This window comes from Sphingomonas sp. Leaf4, from assembly GCF_920939515.1.
In the GTDB taxonomy this organism is placed as follows: Bacteria; Pseudomonadota; Alphaproteobacteria; order Sphingomonadales; family Sphingomonadaceae; genus Sphingomonas.
This window is the reverse complement of record NZ_CAKLBB010000022.1, coordinates 1-17,297: the sequence shown is the minus strand read 5'-3', so window position 1 is coordinate 17,297 and position 17,297 is coordinate 1. Positions and strand designations below refer to the sequence as shown.

Genomic DNA, 17,297 nt, shown 5'->3' with positions numbered 1-17,297 from the left:
CGACGATGACCGCGCCGTCGTTCAAATCGCTTCGCGAGACCGCCGATCTGCGCCATTTGCGCCAGATCGTCGTCGGTCTGGACGAAGGGGTGATCCTGATCGATCCCGATCAGAGCCTGTTGTGGGCCAACCAGGCGGCGCTGACGATGCACGGCGTGTCCGGCATCGCCGAACTGGGGGCGACGGTCGACGAATATCGCGACCGGTTTCGCCTGCGCTATCGCAACAATCACCGGCTGGAGGCCGACGACTATCCGATCGACCGCGTGGTCGCGGGCGACCGTTTCTCCGAAGTGGTGGTCGAGGTGACGGTGGCGGGCGAGGAAAGCCCACGCTTCGTGCATCAGGTGCGCAGCCTTGTCCTGAACGACAGCGACGACGGCGAACCGGCCTGTCTCGTCCTCATCCTCCAGGACGTATCGGCACGGTACGAGGCCGAGGACCGGTTCGAGCAGTCGTTCAACGCCAACCCCGCACCCGCGGTCATCTGCCGGTTGAGCGACCTGCGGTATGTGAAGGTCAATCAGGGCTTTCTAGATATGACCGGCCTGTCGCGCGATCAGGTGCTGTGCAAGACGGTGTACGACATCGACGTGCTGCGGCTGGCCGACCGGCGCGATCTGGCCAAGGAGCGGTTGAGCGAAGGGCGCACCATCCCGCAGATGGAGGCCGAGCTGGAACTGGCCGGCGGTGCCACGCGGCTGGTGATCGTCGCCGGGCAACCGATCGACATGACCGGCCAGCCGTGCATGTTGTTCACCTTCGCCGACCTCGAACCCCGGCGGAAGGCCGAAGGGGCGCTGCGCCATAGCGAGGAACGCTTTACCCGCACCTTCCAGATGGCACCGGTGCCGATGGCGATCGGCGCGCGCGACGGGCATCTGCTGTGCGAGGTGAACGCCAGTTTCACCCAGATGACCGGCTATGGCGCGACCGAGATCATCGGCCGCCCGCTGGGCGAGGTCGAGCTGTGGGACAGCGGTGCCGTGCGCGAGACGATCGAGGCGGCGATCGCGGAAGGGCGCGACCTGCGCGGCCACGAGGCGCGCATCCATGCCAAGGACGGCGCCACGATCGATTGCCTGATCTCGACCGAGGCGATTCGGCTGGGCGACGATGCCTGTGTTCTGTGGGCGTTTCAGGACATCACCCAGCGCAAGGCGACCGAGATCGAACTGGTCGAGGCGATCGAATCGGTGATGAAGGACACGAGCTGGTTCAGCCGATCGATCATGGACAAGCTGGCCCGCCTGCGCGCACCGCAGGAGGCGGCGGACGGACCCGGACTGGACGATCTGACGACGCGCGAGCGCGAGGTGCTGGCGCTGATCTGTCGTGGCTATGACGACAAGCGGATCGCACGGACGCTGGACGTCGCGGGTAATACCGTGCGCAACCATGTCGCGCGGATCTACGCCAAGATCGGCGTCAACCGCCGGATCGCGGCGGTCGCCTGGGCACGGGCACGCGGGTTCGATGGCGAGGGCGTGCGGATCAAACGGGATCAGCGGGAGACGGCGGCATGAGCGCCAGCAGCGATAGCAACGGCACCCGGCGCACCAAGGCGTCGGTACAGGACGCGATCGGCAAGCTGATCGGCGACGATGCGGCGTGCGAACGGGCCCGCCGCGATGCCGACGAACCGGCCCCGGCCGAGAAACCGCCGGCCAAGGAGTAGCGAGATTGCCGCAGCGCATGCGGCATAGCGTTCCGGCACGATGGCACTGCCCGCCGTCGTGCCGGGTGTACCGCGACGGGCCGGCGTATCGGGCCCGTCGCACCCCCGGATTCAAACGAGGAGAAGCATCATGAAGACCAAGATCGGGTTCGGCGTCGCATTGGGTGCCATGGTCCTGCTGTCGGCGTGCAACACCGTGAACGGCGCGGGCAAGGACCTGCGTTCGGCCGGTTCGGCGGTGTCGGGCGCATCGGGACAGACGAAGAAGTGACGCATCGGGCGAAGCGGCGGCCGCCGTCGCTTCGCCCTGTCCCAAGAGGCGACATCCGCATCGGGTTCGACCTGGCCCGGTAACGCCTTAAGGGCCGATCGAGATTTATCCGCGCGCCGTCACCCCGGACCTGTTCCGGGATGACGAAAGGGGCAGCTGTTTCGGCCGGAAATGACGAAGATTGACCGGAAATGCTGAATATCGATTGGCCCTAGGCGACGATCGACAGTGATGCGGGTGCCGCCTCGATCCGGTCGCGGCCGTCGCGCTTGGCACGATAGAGTGCCTGATCGGCGCGGTGGAGCAATATGCCGATCGTCTCGGTGCCGTCGCTGGCCGCCACGCCGCCGCTGATCGTGATCGGGATGGCGATGCCATCGATCTCGACCGGCATGGTGCCGATCGACCGGCGGATGCGATCGGTGAGGACGCCCGCCTCGCCGAGCGTCGTCGCCGGCAGCAGGATCGCGATCTCCTCGCCGCCATAGCGCGCGACGCAATCGACGGTGCGCACCGCCTGCCCGATCCGTTCGGCGATCGCGCGGATCACGCGGTCGCCGGTCTGGTGGCCATGGGTATCGTTGACCCGCTTGAAATGATCGATGTCGATCATCGCCAGCGCGAAGCCGTGCCCGGTGCGCGCGGCACGTTCGCGCTCCTCCTCCAGCCGCGCCATCAACGTGCGTCGGTTGGCGAGGCCGGTCAGCGGGTCGGTGGCGGCGAGATGGGCGAGCGAGACGTTGGCGGCGCGCAGTTCCTGCGTCCGCTGGTCGATCAACGCTTCGAGCGTGCGGGTCCGCCGGCGCAGTACCAGCGTGCGCGTCTGCACCACGCCGAGGATCGCCAGCACCGCCACCATCAGTCCGATCAGGCGGACCCACCAATGTTCGTACCACGCCGGCGCGACGCTCAGGTCGACCGAGGTGGTGACGAAGCGCGGATCGACGCCGGGGATATAGGCCGACAGGTGCAGCACGTAATTGCCGCCGGGCAGGTTGGTGTAGGTGGCGCTGGCGGGCGTTCCCCCCGGCACCGCCACCCATGCGTCGTCGAACCCCTCCAGCCGGTAGCGGTAGCGGACCTCCTGCGGCGCGGCATAATCGGTCAGCGCGAAGGCAATCCGTACGCTGTGCCGCCCGCCGGCGATGCGGATCGGATGGCGGCCGGGAAAGGGATCGACCGGCAGCGCGCGCCCGTCCTGCTCGACCTCGGTCGTCACCAGCGATGGCGGCGCGGTGCGACGCGCGCCGAGCATCGCGTCGGGCCGGACGACCAGCAACCCGCCGGTGCCGCCGAACAGCAGGTCGCCGCCCTGCGTCACTGCCGCTGCCCGCTGGTTGAACGAATCAGGGGTCAGCCCGTCGCGGCGGCTGACGATGCGGACCCCGGTGCCACCGGGCGGCACGACCGAGATGCCGGTGGCGCTCGCCGCCCAGATGCGGCCCCGGCGATCGGCGAGCAGCGAGGCGACATTGTCGTTCGCCAGCCCGTCGCCCTCGGTGATCGCGCGAAAGCGCCAGTCGCCGCCGTGGCGGGTGCCGCGCGCCACCCCGCCATAGGTGCCGACCCACAGCACCGGACCGGCCGCGACGATCGATCCGGTATAGTTTTGCGGCAGGCTGGTCGGATCGTCGCTGCGGTTGCGATAGGTGGTGAAGCGGCCGGTCGCGGGATCGTACCGGCTGACGCCGGCCGGCGTCGCGATCCATGCGCCGCCGTCGCCGACGGCGACGATGTTGATGACCTCGTTGTTCGCGAGGCTGGTGTCATCGCCGTCGACATGCCGATAGCGACGGACCGCATTGGTGGCCATGTTCCAGTCGAACAGCCCCTTGTAGGTGCCGATCAGCAGCCGATCGCCCATGCGCGCCAGCGAGATGACCGGCAGGTTGCCGAGGTCGGGCACCGCCAGCGGCCGTTCGCGAAGCGTCCGGGGATCGATCGCCACGACGCCGCGGCCCCCCGCGAGAATCCTGCCGTCGGCAGCCTCGGCGAACGCCTTGATATCCTGCCCGGCATGGCCGCCCGACAGTTTCAGGTGACGGATCGCGCCTTGGGCACGGTCGATCCGGTCGATCAGGCCGTTGCTCATCCCCACCCAGATGCGGTCGGCGCGATCGACCATCACCCCACGGACGTTGGTGTCGGCCAGCGACTGCGCGGGATCGGGCATGGCGTTGGTGAGCGAGAGGATCGCATCGCGCGCGGGATCGGTCTGCGACACGCCGACGTCGGTCGCGGCCCACAGCCGCCCGGTGCGATCGAGCGTCACAGCGCGCACGGTATCGCCGCCAAGCGAGGCGGCATCGGCGGGGATGTTGCGCAGGGCGCGCACGGCATAGCCGCGATCGGCATCGATCCGCAGCACGCCCATGCCATCGGTGCCGACCCACATCGCGCCATCGGGACCGGGGGCGAACGAACGGATGGTGCGATGGCCGATCAGCGCCGACGAACCGGCGAGCGCCGGCGGACGGACGAAGCGGCCATCGGCCTGCCGGACGACGATGCCGTGCGATCCGGTGCCGATCCACAGCCGTCCGCGCACGTCGCGCGCGATCGCCCAGACATCGCCGATGTCGGGAAGGGCGAGCGGGACGAAGCGGTCGCTGCCGGGCCGGCGGACGAACAGCCCCTTGTCCGCCCCCGCCATGATCGTGCCGTCGGTGTCGCGGTGGACGGCGAACGCACCGCCCGCCAGATCGCGCGCCGCCGGCCCCGCCCCCAGCAGCGACGCCACGCGGTCGGTGCGCGCATCGTAGCGGAACACGCCGTGATCGGAGGCGATTAGCGCCCCGCCCTGCCCGTCGGGCGTGAAGGCGAGGATCCGCGCGCCGATCCGCGTGCCTTCGGCGCCGCGCAGCCGGACGAAGCCGCCCGCGACGGGATCGAACCGCACGATCCCGCCGACATTGGTGCCGACCAGCACGCTGCCATGCGCCAGCGGCAGGAGCGCGCGGATGTAATTGTCGGGCAGGCTGGTCGCATCGCCCGACCGCTGGCGGAAGGTGCGGATACGCTGGCCGTCATAGCGCGCGAGGCCGCCGCGCGTGCCGATCCACATCAATCCTTCGCTGCTCTGGACGATCGCGGTGGCGGTGGCGTGCGGCAGCCCCGCCCCGCCGCCCAGCGTCGCGAAGCGTGGCGCGCGCCAGCCTGCCCAGTCGTCGAGCGACGCCGCATTGCCGGCGAGCGCAGGCGCGATGCTCGCCACGATACAGATCATCCACGCAAATCGCCGCATTCCCGCCTCCACCCGCCGGGATAGCCGGCGGGCGTTGAAACAGGGTTAACCGGCGGTGGGAGACGAGCATTGCGGCAGGACCCTGCATTGCCGCGCCATGCCCTTTGCGATACGCCGGACGTCTCTTTGCAGGAGCGTGCCATGACCTTGTTCGTCAACGGATCGCCCGTCCCCCTACCCGACGATCCCCGCGTCTCGCTGCTCGATCTCCTGCGCGAGCGGCTGCACCTGTCCGGCACCAAGAAGGGCTGCAACCAGGGTGCGTGCGGGGCATGTACCGTGCTGGTCGATGGTGAACGCATCCTGTCGTGCCTCGCGCTGGCGGTGCAATATGCGGGCCGGTCGGTGACGACGATCGAAGGGCTGACGGAGGGCGAGGCGCTCCACCCGCTCCAGGCCGCGTTCGTCGCGCATGATGCGTTCCAGTGCGGCTATTGCACGCCGGGGCAGATCTGCTCCGCGATCGGCATGGTCGCCGAGCTGCGGCGGGGCAGCCCGAGCAATGTCACCCAAAGCCTGACCGCTCCGGCCGGCCTGACCCGCGACGAACTGCGCGAACGGATGAGCGGCAATCTGTGCCGCTGCGGCGCGCACAACGGCATCGTCGATGCGATCCTCGACGTGTATGGCGAGGTGGCAGCGTGACCCCGTTCACCTATCGCCGCGCGGCGGGGCCTGCCGAGGCGCTGACGCTGGTCGACATGCCAGATGCGATGTTCCTTGGCGGGGGGACCAACCTCGTCGACCTGATGCGCGAGCGGATCGCGCGGCCCGCCACGCTGGTCGATGTGACCGCCCTGTCCTCGGCGATCGAGGAACGGGACGGCGCGCTGCGGATCGGCGCGGCGGCGAGCAACAGCAGCGTCGCCGAACACCGGATCGTGCGCGACCGCTATCCGCTGCTCGCCCGCGCGATATTGGCAGGGGCCAGCGCGCAGATCCGCAACATGGCGACGGTCGGCGGCAACCTACTGCAACGCACGCGCTGCACCTATTTCTACGATGCCGCGGGATCGCGCTGCAACAAGCGGGTGCCGGGTAGCGGCTGCGACGCGGTGGACGGGTTCAACCGCATCCATGCGATCCTCGGCGCCTCGCCTGCCTGTATCGCGACGCATCCCTCCGACCTGTGCGTCGCGCTCGCCGCGCTGGATGCTGAAGTCGAGCTGGTATCGGCGCAGGGGGTCCGCACGCTGCCGCTGACCGATCTGCACCGCCTGCCCGGCGACCGGCCCGATCGCGACACGGTGATCGAGCCGGGCGAGCTGATAACCGCCGTCACCCTGCCCGCGCTGTCCGGCGAAATGCGATCGACCTATCGCAAGGTGCGCGACCGGGCGAGCTATGCCTTTGCGCTGGTGTCGGTCGCCGCCGCTATCGAAGTGCGGAACGGCACGGTCGCCGACGTGCGGCTGGCGCTGGGCGGCGTCGCGGCCAAGCCGTGGCGGGCGCGGATCGCGGAAAACGCGCTCATCGGCGGTCCTGCATCGATCGCGGCATTCCGCGCGGCGGCGGCGGCCGAACTGGCGGCGGCGGTGCCGCTGTCGGGCAATGGCTTCAAGATCGAGCTGGCTGCACGGACGATTACAGCCGTACTGGCCGAACTGAGCGAGGGCGACGCATGAAGCGGCTGGAACGCGCCAAGCAGGCGGCGATGGGCAAGGCGATCGGCGCACTGCAAAAGGCGGTGCAACTGGCCCCCGACCGCTGGATGCCGGGGTCGACGCCCGATCCGCTGATCCGCCAGCAACATGGCCATATCGGCCGCGCGGTGCCGCGCATCGACGGGCCGTTGAAGGTGCGTGGCGAGGCGCGGTTCGCCGCCGAATTTCCGCTCGACGACATGGCGTATGCCGCGCTGTCCTATAGCAGCATCGCGCGCGGGCGGATCGCGACGCTGGATACGACGGAGGCCGAGGCAGAACCGGGCGTGCGGCTGGTGATGACGCATCGCAACGCGCCGCGCATGGCGCCGATGCCGTTGTTCATGAGCAGCGAAAAGGCATGCGGCGGCAGCGACCTGCCGGTGATGCAGGACGATCGCATCCACTGGAACGGCGAACCCGTCGCGCTGGTGCTGGCCGATAGCCAGGAGGCGGCCGACCATGCGGTGGCGCTGATCCGCATCGGCTATGACGAATCCCCCGCCACCACCGGTTTCGCCGAGGCGATCGCCAAGGGCACCGAGCCGGCCCAGTTCATGGGCCAGCCGCTCGCCCAGTCGAACGGCGACGTGGCGGCGGCGCTGGCCAAGGCACCGTTCAGGGTCGACCAGCGCTACACATCCCCACGTCACAACCATAATGCGATCGAGCTGCACGCCGTCACCGCCGCATGGGACGGCGACGAGCTGCGGTTACACGATGCGTCGCAGATGGTGGCGCATACCGCTTGGTCGATGGCGAAGGTGTTCGGCATCGCCGAGCGCCAGGTCCATGTCACCTCGCCGTTCGTCGGCGGCGGGTTCGGCGGCAAGGGGCTGTGGCAGCATCAGGTGCTCGCCGCCGCCGCCGCGAAACTCAGCGGGCGGCCGGTGCGGCTGATGTTGTCGCGCGAGGGGGTGTACCGCATCGTCGGCGGGCGCACGCTGACGCAGCAGCGCGTCGCGATCGGCGCGCAGGCCGACGGCCGTTTCGACGCGATCCTCCACACCGGCACCGTCGCAATGACGCCGCACAATGCGCTGCCCGAACCGTTCGTGCTGGCGACGCGCAGCGCCTATGCCGCGGGCGTGACGCAGCTTGGCGTCGACGTGGTGCGGCTTGACATGGTCGCCAACACCTTCATGCGCGCGCCGGGCGAAGCGGTCGGCAGCTTCGCGCTGGAGAGCGCGATCGACGAGCTGGCGGTCGAACTGGGGATCGATCCGATCGAGCTGCGCCGGCGTAACGAGCCCGACAAGGACCCGACCAGCGGCGCGCCCTTTTCCTCGCGCGAGATCGAGCGGGCGTATCGCGACGGGGCCGCGCGGTTCGGCTGGGACCGGCGCGGCACGCCCGGCAGCCGACGCGAGGGCGAATGGCGGATCGGCATGGGCTGCGCGACCGCGACCTATCCCTATTACCGGATGCCCGGCGGCGCGGGGCGGATCACGCTGACGGCCGGCGGCCATGCCACGGTCGAGATCGCGGCGCACGACATGGGCATGGGCACCGCGACCGTGCAGACGCAGGTCGCGGCCGATCGGCTGGGGCTGCCGATGGCGCAGGTGGCGTTCCGCTATGGCGACAACCGCCTGCCCGGCACCGTCATGGCCGGCGGGTCGCAGCAGACGGCGGCGATCGGCGCGTCGGTGATGGCGGCGCACCGCGAACTCGTGACCAAATTGCTCAAGCTGGCGGGGAATGATTCACCGCTCGCCGGGCTGGACGTCGACGCGGTCGTCTCGGTCGATGGCGGCCTTGCCAGCATCGCCGATCCGGGGCGGCACGAATCCTATGGCTCGATCCTCGGCCGGGCGCGGCGCAGCGAGCTGGTGGTCGAGGCGACACCGCCGCTGCCGCTCGAATTCCTGCACTGGTCGATGCACTCGCATGGCGCGATGTTCTGCGAGGTACGGGTGAGCGACGTGACCGGCGAGGTGCGGGTCGACCGGGTCCTCGGCTCGTTCGACTGCGGGCGCATCCTCAATCCCTTGACCGCCGCCAGCCAGTTTCGCGGCGGGATCATCATGGGGCTGGGCCTCGCGCTGATGGAAGAGACGCAGTTCGACGAACGGAACGGCCGGATCATGAACCCCAGCCTTGCCGAATATCATGTGCCGGTGCATCTCGACGTGCCCGAGATCGACGTAATGTGGACCGACATTCCCGATCCGCACACGCCGATGGGGGCGCGCGGCGTGGGCGAGATCGGCATCACCGGGGTCGGCGCGGCGGTGGCGAACGCGGTCTACAACGCCACGGGCAAGCGGGTCCGCGACCTGCCGATCACGCTCGACAAGCTGTTGTAAGGGGTTACTTCCCCACTTCCAGCGTCGCGACCGGAACCATGCCGTCGCGGGCGTTGCGATTGCCGCCCTTCTGGAAATCGAGGTCGGCGTCGACCATCACCTGCTGCTCGTTCGGGCGGGCATAGTTGCGGTACAGGCGCACCAGCACATGGCCAGCACCATTGGGGTTGATCCGGTCGGCGTCGAACCCGTTGATCGCGACGCCGTAGCGACCGGCGGGCGCGCGGCGCAGCGCATATTCCTCCGGCCCATAGCCATCGGTCATGTCGTTGGTGATGACGCCGCCGATCGCGCTCAGCGGATGGCTGTACATCACCCGTTCGCCGCCGGGCTCGCTGACCCACAGGTCGATGTCGGCATCGTCGGCGGTCCAGCCGATCACGATCCGCGCATCCATGTCGAGCCGGCCGCGCAGGCGGGGGTCGAGCTGCCAGCGGCCGCCCGCCGCCTCGATCGCCGGGATCAGCGCATTGGCTTCCTCCAGCGCCACGACCTCGATCCCGTCGAAGTCGCTCGACGCGGGGTCGAGTGCCACCTGCGTCAGCAGGGCGAAGGCGCGTTCGAGATCGGCGCGGCCGCGCTTGCCCGCCGCCTTGCCCCGCGCGGCGAGCGCCAGCGCGAGGTCGCGGCGCGGTTGCGGACGCAGCGTGTCGATCGCGCCGGCCAGCCGCTCGGCCAGTTCGACCGCGCGGTCGTGCGATCCATCGCGTTCGAGGCGGAAGGCGACGATCTGGCGCGTCTCGTCGTCGGCCAGCGGCAGATCGAGCGCGGAGAGCAGCAGCAGGTCGGCGAGCGCGGCGTCGCCCTTGATGCGGAACCAGTCGGCGACGTCGAGGTAGAAGCCGGGCGTGTCGCCATAGGCGCGTTCCTGCGCCGCCAGCACGCCTGGCCGCGCGGCGGGCGCAGCGGCGGCGAGTGCTGCGATATGCGGCTTGCCCGAGGCGCGTTCGGCAAGGTCGATCGTCATGGCCCGATCGCGGGCGGGCGCGCGGCGTTGCAGCCCGTCGCTGACGCGCGAACCGGTGACGACGATGTTGCCGGCATCCGCAGCGGCGATTTCGACCGTCGGCGCTGGCACTTGCACGACCGGCGGCGGTAGCGGTTCCATCGGTGCAGGCGGCGGCGGGGGCGGCGGCACCGGTTCGGATGGCGGTGGCGGCGGTGCCATGACCGGGACCGGCGTATAGACCGGCAGCGGACCGGGCCGGCGCTTGGCCAGTTCGACCGGGAACTGCCCGGACCACCAGCGGCGGCGGTCGGCCCAGCGTTCCAGCACCTCGTCGAACCGGCTGGCGCGGTCGGTCGCGCGCTCCTTGAGCGCCGCCGCCTTCTGCGCGCTATAGTCGGCCATCCAGTCGACGGCGAAGCCCGGCGGCGGGGCGAGGTCGGCGGTGAGATATTGCTCGGGGCGTTCGAGGACGAGGAACGACAACCCGGCGGTCGCTACGCCATAGCGGCGCGCAGTGGCGGTCATCGCGTCGGTCTGCGCCGGATCGGTGGCGAGCGCGGCGACCTGGTCTACCGCCCACAGCGCGGCGGGAGCGTTGCCGGTCGCGCCGCCCGACACGGCATAGCGGCGGCGGGTGCCGTCGCCGAAGGTGACGTCGAGCGTGCCGTCGACCGGGGCCGGTCCGGCGAGCGCGATACGGCCGGGCGCGGCGGGCAAGACGATGGTGTCGAGCATCATGCCCCGGCCGTCGGTGATGCGGCGGACGGCTTGTGGCACGAGCAGCGCGCGGGCGGCGGCGGCATCGTCGCTGTCGGCGCGGACCACGCTGCCCCCGGTCGGGCGCACGAGGCGGGCGAGGCGCGCCATGTCCGCCCCGGCCGATCCGGTCAGCGCGGCGAGCGGGCAGTCGGGGACAAAGGCGGCGGCGCGATCGATCGTGATCGCACCGTCGAACACCAGCACGCAGCGGGTGGCGGCGGGGAGCTTCATCGCGGCAAGACCCGCAAGCGAACTGCCGCCGCGATAGACGGTCGCGGTCAGCGCGCGGCGCAGCGCGGCGGCGTCCGCCACCACCTGATAACGGGGCGCGTCGCTGGCGAAGGTGACGAGGTCGATCACGTCGGGCGCGGTCGTGTCGACCAGCCGGACCAGCGTGGCGATCTCGGCATCGGGGGCGCCGTCACGGTGCGAACGCGAGCGGTCCCAATAGATCCGCAGCCGTCCCCCGCGCGTCGGCGCGGGCGGCGGCGGCGGCGCGGCATCGGCAAGGGTGAAGAAGCGTTCGCCATTGGTGTGGGTGGCGAGCAGCGCGGCCGGAGCGAGCACCCCGCCGGTAACGCTCAGCCCGCTGCGCAGCGGACGGCCGGTCCGGGTGATGGTGCCGTCGGCTGCCACCCCCTCGCCATCGAAGCGGATCGTCGGCGAGGTGGCATAGCCGGTGGCGGCGACGGTCAGCGCTACCCGGTCGATCGCGAGGTCGCGCAGCAGCGGCAGGTCGAGGCCGCGCGCCGGATCATAGGGCAGCGCCAGCATCAGGCGGAAGCGGCGCGGATGATCGCGATCGACCGGATAGATGCGGGTGGCGAAGCGGTTGCCGGTCACTTCGGCGAGGCCGGGGTCGATGCCGGCGCGGACGGTATCGGCATAGACTTCGCGGGCACGGGGTGCGGCAAGCAACTGGCCGGGGATCATCCGCCCGCCGACGTCGAGCGCATAGCCGGTGACGATCGCCCCGTCGGGGAGGCGCAGCACCAGATCGGCCTCGTGCGGTTGCGGCGCATCGGTGCGCAGCAGCATCTCCAGCGTCAGTTCGGCGACGGGGCCGGTCAGCTTCGCGTCGATCGCGAGATCGGCGATGGTGAGCCGGGTCGCCTCGGCCGGGGTGTCGGACTGGCGGATGCCGCGCTCGGCTTCGCTGAGGCTGGGGTTGAGCTGCGCCGTCGCCGGGCTTGCGGCGAGGATCGCCGCCAGCATCCCGACCAGCATTGTGCGTGCCATGCCCTGCCCCTGTCCTTGTTTGGTCGCAGGGTAGAGGTGGATGACAGGTGGGGCAAGGCGCGCCGGGCAAGGCATAGCGAAGCTATGCCGAGCCGCACGAGGCGCGCCCGGCCGGCGGCGCTACAAGCGCCGTCCGACGACACGGGCTTCGCCCGTGGCGGGGCCTGGGCCGGAAACGACCGACCCTCAGAATCGGCTCCCCTCTCTGGAAGGGAGGGACTGGGGGGTGGGTTGGCCGGTTGTGGAGCCCTTACGGTTCCTCACGGGCCGACCCACCCCCGGCCCCTCCCTTGTCAGGGAGGGGAGGAACAGGAGCCGCGCCGTCAGCGTATATGGATTCCGGCCTTCGCCGGAATGACGATGGAGGCGGGGTTGGGGGCATCGCCCCTTACCGCCTTGTTTCCGTACGAAGGAGGGCGGAACGGAGCGCTACGCCCCCAAATTCCTCCCAAAGTTTACAAAGTTTACACTTGCGACGCGATTGTTAAGAACCGTTCGCAGGTACGATCGCGATCATCAACGGAATCAAATAGCATCGGCCGGACACCGGCCCACCACCACCATCGCCGATCGCGCGCCTGTAGGACAGGCTCAGGCTACCGCCCCGCCCCCCGCGCAATTCCGCAGCGCCGTGACCAGCGCATGCGGCGTGCTGGGCTTTTCGCAGATGGTGGCACCCGGATAGCGGTGGCGCAGTTCGGCGTCGTCGGCATGGCCCGAATGAAAGATCAGCGGGATGCCGCGATTGTACAGCCGGTCGGCGGCGGGAAAGACGGTGCCATCGGGCAATTGCACGTCGAGCAGCGCGACGGCGAAGCGCGCCTTGGCCTGATCGATCGCGGCCTGCGCCTCGGCGACGCTGCTGCACGGCCCCTCGACCGCGAAGCCCGCGTCCTCGATCGTCATCTGCAGGTCGAGCGCGATGAACAGCTCGTCCTCGACAAGCAGCACCAGCCTATCCATGGGCGACGATGTCCCCGGGCAGGCGGATCGTCAGGCGATAGCCGTTCGCATCTGCCCCGCCGTCGATCGCGCCGCGCAACTGGCGGATGCTGGTTTCCACCAGTATCGACCCGAAGCCACGGCGCGGCATGGCGTCGTCCTCGCGGCGGCTGGCCCCTTCTTCGGTCCACATGATCTCGATCCTGTCGTCGTCCAGTGCCCATGCGACTCGCAGGCTACCCCCCGCCGTGTCACCCAGCGCACCATATTTCATCGAATTGGTTGCCCATTCGTGCAGCACCAACGCAAGCGGCGACAAACAGGTCCGGTCCAGTTCCGCCGCCGGCCCGTCGATGGCGATCGTCGCATGGTCGCGGTAGGGCGCGAGCGTCGCCTCGACCAGTTCCTGCAACCCCACCGCCTGTGGCTTGCCGGCGGGCGAGGCGAGCGAATGCGCGCGGCCCAGCGCGGCGATGCGGTGGCGGATGTCGTTCGCGAAGGCGGGCACGTCGCTCTGGTTGCGCGCGGCGATGGTAATCATGCCGGCGATCACCGCGAACAGGTTCTTCACCCGGTGGTTCATCTCGCGCAGCATCAGCTCGCGGGTTTCGGCCAGCGCATATTCGGGCGTCACGTCGATCGACACGCCGACGAGGCGCGCCGGGCTGCTGCCCGCCACCACCCGGCCGAATCCCTTGACCCAGCGGACCTCGTCCCCTTCGCGCCGGACGCGGAAGGTCGCCTCGTAATCGCCGTTGCGCTCGACCGCGCGGCGCAATGCCGCCTCGACGCCGGCGCGGTCCTCGGGCTCGATCCGGGCGAGCAGCGGATCGATCCGCGTCGCATCGCCGCCGGCGATCTCGAACAACTGCTGTTCGACCGCGTCGAGCACCGTCTCGCCCGTCTCGGGGCAATATTCCCACACGCCGATCCCCGCCGCCTTGATCGCGAGGTCGAGCCGCTCGCGCTCGGCGGCGAGTTGCCGTTCGAGCGAAAGCGCGTCGGTGATGTCGGTGAGGACGAGCGTGGTGCCGTCGACCAGCCCGCTCTGGGTGCGATAGGGCAGCACGCGCATCGAGAAGACATGCGCGCCATCGGCGGTGCTCACGCGGCGCTGCACCGCCGGCGCGCCGCCCGCGACCGCGCGGGCATCGTCGAGGTGGCCGGTGCCGGTCAGCCGGCTGGCGACGTCGGTCAGCGGGCGGCCGCGATCGGCGGGTTTCAGCGGGAAGATGGCGGTCGCCGCCTCGGTATAGCTGCGCACCTTCAGATCGGCGTCGAGCACCACCACCGCCAGCTCGGTCGACTGGTAGAAGTTGCGCAGGTCCGAATTGGCGACGGTGAGCTGGTCGACCTTGCTCTTCAGTTCGTCGTTGACCGTGGAGAGCTCTTCGTTGGTCGATTGCAGCTCCTCGTTCATCGACATCATTTCTTCGTTGGAGCTTTTCAGCTCCTCGTTCGCCGTCTCCAGCTCCTCGATCGCGGCGCGCAGGCGGTGGCGGGTCAGGCGCAGCTCGTCCTCCAGCGCCTCCATATGATCGTCGCTGGGTTCGAGGTCGTGCAGCTCGCCCTCGTCGACCGGGCGAAACGGGCCGGTATCGCGGAACACGAACAGCAAGGTGCCGTCGCCCAGCGGATCACAGATCACTTCGATCGGCTGGATGCCGTAATCGGTTTCGACCGCGACATCGCGCACAATCGCGCGGCGGCGTTCCTCGCGCGCCTGGCGCAGCAGCGGGCCGATGACGGTGCGCAGGCCGGGCCGGGCAAGGTTCACCGCGCTGCTGCCGCCGGTGCGCGTCACCGGAAATTCGAAATAACGGCTGAGCTTGCCATAGGCCGAGATGATCGCCCCGTCCTGATCGACGATCAGGCTGGGCGGGGCATAGCGTTCGACCATGCGGCGGATCGCCAGCACTTCGTTGCTGAGCGCGCTCCCGCCCCCGGCCCCCGCGCGTTCGCGGCGCGGCGGGTGGGTCCGGCCGTTGCCGGGCAGGTCGATCGGATAATTGGGCGCGCCGGGCGCACGTTCGAACAGGCGCGCGGGCTGATCGATCGGTTGAAAGAGATGCTCGAACCGGCCGACGCTTTCGGAGGGGCCGAGGAACAGATAGCCGCCGGGGCGCAGCGCGTAATGGAGCAGCGGCACCACCGATTGCTGCAACCGGTCGTCGAAATAGATCAGCAGGTTGCGGCACGACACCAGATCGATCCGCGAGAAGGGCGGGTCCTTCACCAGACTGTGGCTGGAAAAGCGGATCATGTCGCGGATCGGCGCGGCGATGGTGAAGCGATCGGTATGCGGAACGGTATAGCGTTCGCGCAGGTCGGCCGGAATATCGGCCATGGCGGACAGCGGATAGCTGCCGTCGCGCGCCAGCCCCAGCATCTGTTCGTCAATGTCGGTCGCGAAGATCTGCACCGCCAGCGGCTGTCCGGTGGTGCGCGCGGCATCGGCGAACAGCATGGCGATGGTATAGGCTTCCTCGCCGCTCGAACAGCCCGGGATCCAGATGCGCAGGTCGTCGTCGGCGGCGCGGTTCTGCGTCAGCGGCTTGACGACCTGTTCGTTCAGGACCGCGAACGCCTCGCCATCGCGGAAGAAACGGGTGACGTTGATGAGCAGGTCGCGGAACAGCGCCTCGCACTCGTCGGCGTCGCCGCGGATGCGGTTGAGATAGGCACGGCCGGTGGCGATGCCCAGCACGTGCATCCGCCGTTCGACCCGGCGGACAAAGGTGGATCGTTTATAGCCCGAAAAGTCGTGGCCGATCGCGCCGCGCAGCACGCGGCACAGTTCATCGACATGATCGGCGACGATCTCGGCCTGCGCCTCGTCCCCGTCGCGGCCGCGCCGCTGGAAAAAGCCCTGCAGGCATTCGAGGATGTCGCCGGCGGGGCGGACGAAATCGATCAGGCCGGTGCCTACCGCCGACAGCGGCATGCCGTCGTAGCGCGCGCTTTCGGGCTGCTGCACCACGCAGACGCCGCCGTTCTCCTTGATCGCGCGCAGGCCCGTGGTGCCATCGGCGCCGGTGCCCGACAGGATGACGCAGGCGGCGTTCGCCTGCTGGTCGCCGGCCAGCGACTGGAAGAAATCGTCGATCGGGCGACGCAGCCCGCGCGGCTGCTGAAATTCGGTGAGTTCGAGCACGCCGTCGCGAATGGCGAGGCCGCGCCCGGGGGGGATGATATAGACCTTGTCGGCCTCGATCCGCTCGCCGCCGGCGCTTTGCAGCACTTCGAGCACGGTGTTGCGATCGAGAAGCTGCGCCAGCATGCTTTCGTGATTGGGATCGAGATGCTGGACGATCACGAAGGCCAGCCCGGTCGGCAGCCGCGCCGGGGCGAGCATGTCGCGCAGCGCCTCCAGCCCGCCCGCCGACGCGCCGATCCCGACGATGGGCACCGCCCCGGTGCCGTCAGCCATGATGGTGGGCATCCAGTTCGGCGAGCATCAGCTTGGCCTGGGCCACGGTGGCGGCGGTGTTGGCGATAGTCAGCAGCGTTCCTTCGATCAGGATGCCCGCATCCTCGGCGATCGGCATCAGTCGGTCGAGCGTCCGCCCGAGCGCTGCGTCATAGTCGGCCAGCAACCCGCCCTGCGACCGGCTGACGTCGAACTGCGAGGCGAGGATATAGTCGTGGACCCCGTCCTGCGATTTCAGCCGCGACATGTAGAGCAGGTTGACGAACGGCGTGCCGTCCTTGCGAAAATTGACGATCGGCGTGCGGACATTCGCCTGACGCGGATGGGTAAGAAATTCGCGCAAGCGGGCGCGGGGTTCGGCGTTGGCCGCGTCGCGCTGGAGCATGCGGCAGTTGCGCCCGACCACGTCGTCGGGCGCATAGCCGGTCAGCGCGGTGAACGCGGGGTTGACCAGCAGCAGCGCATTGTCCTCCCGCGCGGACGCCAGCGCCAGTGCGACCCGCGAGGCAAGCGCATAGTCGACCAGCGATCGTGGAAGCTCGGGGGACACGCTTGCTCCGATCCTAAACAGCGTTCCGGGTTAGCCGCAAAGCCGTCCGTTCCACAAGGGCGGTGGCCGCGATTGGCCGGATCGGCGCGGCGACGGTACGAAAGCTGGCGCATTTTGGCCGAAACGCAAAAAAGCCCCCACGGAAAGTTCCGAGGAGGCGTTGTGTAAGTATGGTTGCGGGGACAGGATTTGAACCTGTGACCTTCAGGTTATGAGCCTGACGAGCTACCGGGCTGCTCCACCCCGCGACACTTGAGCTGAGCCGCTCGGCGGCACGCTTCAT

11 protein-coding genes and 1 tRNA gene are annotated in these 17,297 nt (G+C 69.4%); 6 read left to right on the top strand and 6 right to left on the bottom strand.

The window, feature by feature from the left end; genetic code table 11:
* Positions 1-5: 5 nt before the first annotated feature.
* From LRA89_RS19820 to LRA89_RS19810, 3 genes are all read left to right on the top strand, one after another.
* A complete protein-coding gene (locus tag LRA89_RS19820; protein ID WP_230772748.1) occupies positions 6-1,526 on the top strand; it encodes a PAS domain S-box protein in 1,521 nt (506 codons plus the stop codon).
* Positions 1,523-1,678, top strand: a complete 156-nt coding sequence (locus LRA89_RS19815; protein WP_230772730.1) for a hypothetical protein — start codon at positions 1,523-1,525, stop codon at positions 1,676-1,678. The genes LRA89_RS19820 and LRA89_RS19815 overlap by 4 nt, the downstream gene beginning before the upstream one ends.
* A gap of 130 nt (positions 1,679-1,808) precedes the next feature.
* Complete coding sequence (locus LRA89_RS19810; protein WP_082467009.1) at positions 1,809-1,949, top strand: entericidin A/B family lipoprotein; 141 nt, start codon at positions 1,809-1,811, stop codon at positions 1,947-1,949.
* 211 nt (positions 1,950-2,160) lie between these two features.
* Here LRA89_RS19810 and LRA89_RS19805 read toward each other — a convergent pair whose 3' ends face one another.
* Entirely contained in the window at positions 2,161-5,193 is a 3,033-nt protein-coding gene (locus tag LRA89_RS19805) for a ligand-binding sensor domain-containing diguanylate cyclase (protein ID WP_230772729.1), read from the bottom strand.
* Between the two features lie 141 nt (positions 5,194-5,334).
* Here LRA89_RS19805 and LRA89_RS19800 point away from each other — a divergent pair, with 141 nt between their 5' ends.
* From LRA89_RS19800 to LRA89_RS19790, 3 genes are read left to right on the top strand one after another with little or no spacing between them, the layout of a single operon-like run.
* Positions 5,335-5,838 (top strand): 2Fe-2S iron-sulfur cluster-binding protein, encoded by a 504-nt coding sequence (locus LRA89_RS19800; protein ID WP_230772727.1) that lies wholly within the window; start codon positions 5,335-5,337, stop codon positions 5,836-5,838.
* Positions 5,835-6,818 carry an FAD binding domain-containing protein gene (locus tag LRA89_RS19795; protein ID WP_230772726.1) on the top strand — a complete coding sequence of 328 codons (984 nt, stop codon included), beginning with the start codon at positions 5,835-5,837 and terminating at the stop codon, positions 6,816-6,818. Before LRA89_RS19800 ends, LRA89_RS19795 begins: the two co-directional genes overlap by 4 nt.
* Positions 6,815-9,145: a xanthine dehydrogenase family protein molybdopterin-binding subunit gene (locus LRA89_RS19790; RefSeq protein ID WP_230772725.1), complete on the top strand. Its 2,331-nt coding sequence runs from the start codon at positions 6,815-6,817 to the stop codon at positions 9,143-9,145. The genes LRA89_RS19795 and LRA89_RS19790 overlap by 4 nt, the downstream gene beginning before the upstream one ends.
* A 4-nt stretch (positions 9,146-9,149) precedes the next feature.
* Here LRA89_RS19790 and LRA89_RS19785 read toward each other — a convergent pair whose 3' ends face one another.
* The 5 genes from LRA89_RS19785 to LRA89_RS19765 form a co-directional block, all read right to left on the bottom strand.
* Complete coding sequence (locus LRA89_RS19785; RefSeq protein WP_230772724.1) at positions 9,150-12,092, bottom strand: VIT domain-containing protein; 2,943 nt, start codon at positions 12,090-12,092, stop codon at positions 9,150-9,152.
* Between the two features lie 591 nt (positions 12,093-12,683).
* On the bottom strand, positions 12,684-13,043 hold the full coding sequence (locus LRA89_RS19780) for a response regulator (protein ID WP_230772723.1): 360 nt from the start codon (positions 13,041-13,043) through the stop codon (positions 12,684-12,686).
* Positions 13,044-13,047: 4 nt separating this feature from the next.
* Positions 13,048-16,464 (bottom strand): CheR family methyltransferase, encoded by a 3,417-nt coding sequence (locus tag LRA89_RS19775; RefSeq protein ID WP_230772722.1) that lies wholly within the window; start codon positions 16,462-16,464, stop codon positions 13,048-13,050.
* Entirely contained in the window at positions 16,457-17,014 is a 558-nt protein-coding gene (locus LRA89_RS19770; protein WP_230772721.1) for a PAS domain-containing protein, read from the bottom strand. Before LRA89_RS19770 ends, LRA89_RS19775 begins: the two co-directional genes overlap by 8 nt.
* A 171-nt stretch (positions 17,015-17,185) precedes the next feature.
* Positions 17,186-17,262, bottom strand: a tRNA-Met gene (locus tag LRA89_RS19765).
* Between the last annotated feature and the right edge of the window lie 35 nt (positions 17,263-17,297).

Bases quoted from the DNA above. Each gene is read 5' to 3' on its own strand.
- LRA89_RS19820 (WP_230772748.1), top strand. From the start codon at position 6: ATGACCGCGCCGTCGTTCAAATCGCTTCGCGAGACCGCCGATCTGCGC.
- LRA89_RS19815 (WP_230772730.1), top strand. From the start codon at position 1,523: ATGAGCGCCAGCAGCGATAGCAACGGCACCCGGCGCACCAAGGCGTCG.
- LRA89_RS19810 (WP_082467009.1), top strand. From the start codon at position 1,809: ATGAAGACCAAGATCGGGTTCGGCGTCGCATTGGGTGCCATGGTCCTG.
- LRA89_RS19805 (WP_230772729.1), bottom strand. From the start codon at position 5,193: ATGCGGCGATTTGCGTGGATGATCTGTATCGTGGCGAGCATCGCGCCT.
- LRA89_RS19800 (WP_230772727.1), top strand. From the start codon at position 5,335: ATGACCTTGTTCGTCAACGGATCGCCCGTCCCCCTACCCGACGATCCC.
- LRA89_RS19790 (WP_230772725.1), top strand. From the start codon at position 6,815: ATGAAGCGGCTGGAACGCGCCAAGCAGGCGGCGATGGGCAAGGCGATC.
- LRA89_RS19785 (WP_230772724.1), bottom strand. From the start codon at position 12,092: ATGGCACGCACAATGCTGGTCGGGATGCTGGCGGCGATCCTCGCCGCA.
- LRA89_RS19775 (WP_230772722.1), bottom strand. From the start codon at position 16,464: ATGGCTGACGGCACCGGGGCGGTGCCCATCGTCGGGATCGGCGCGTCG.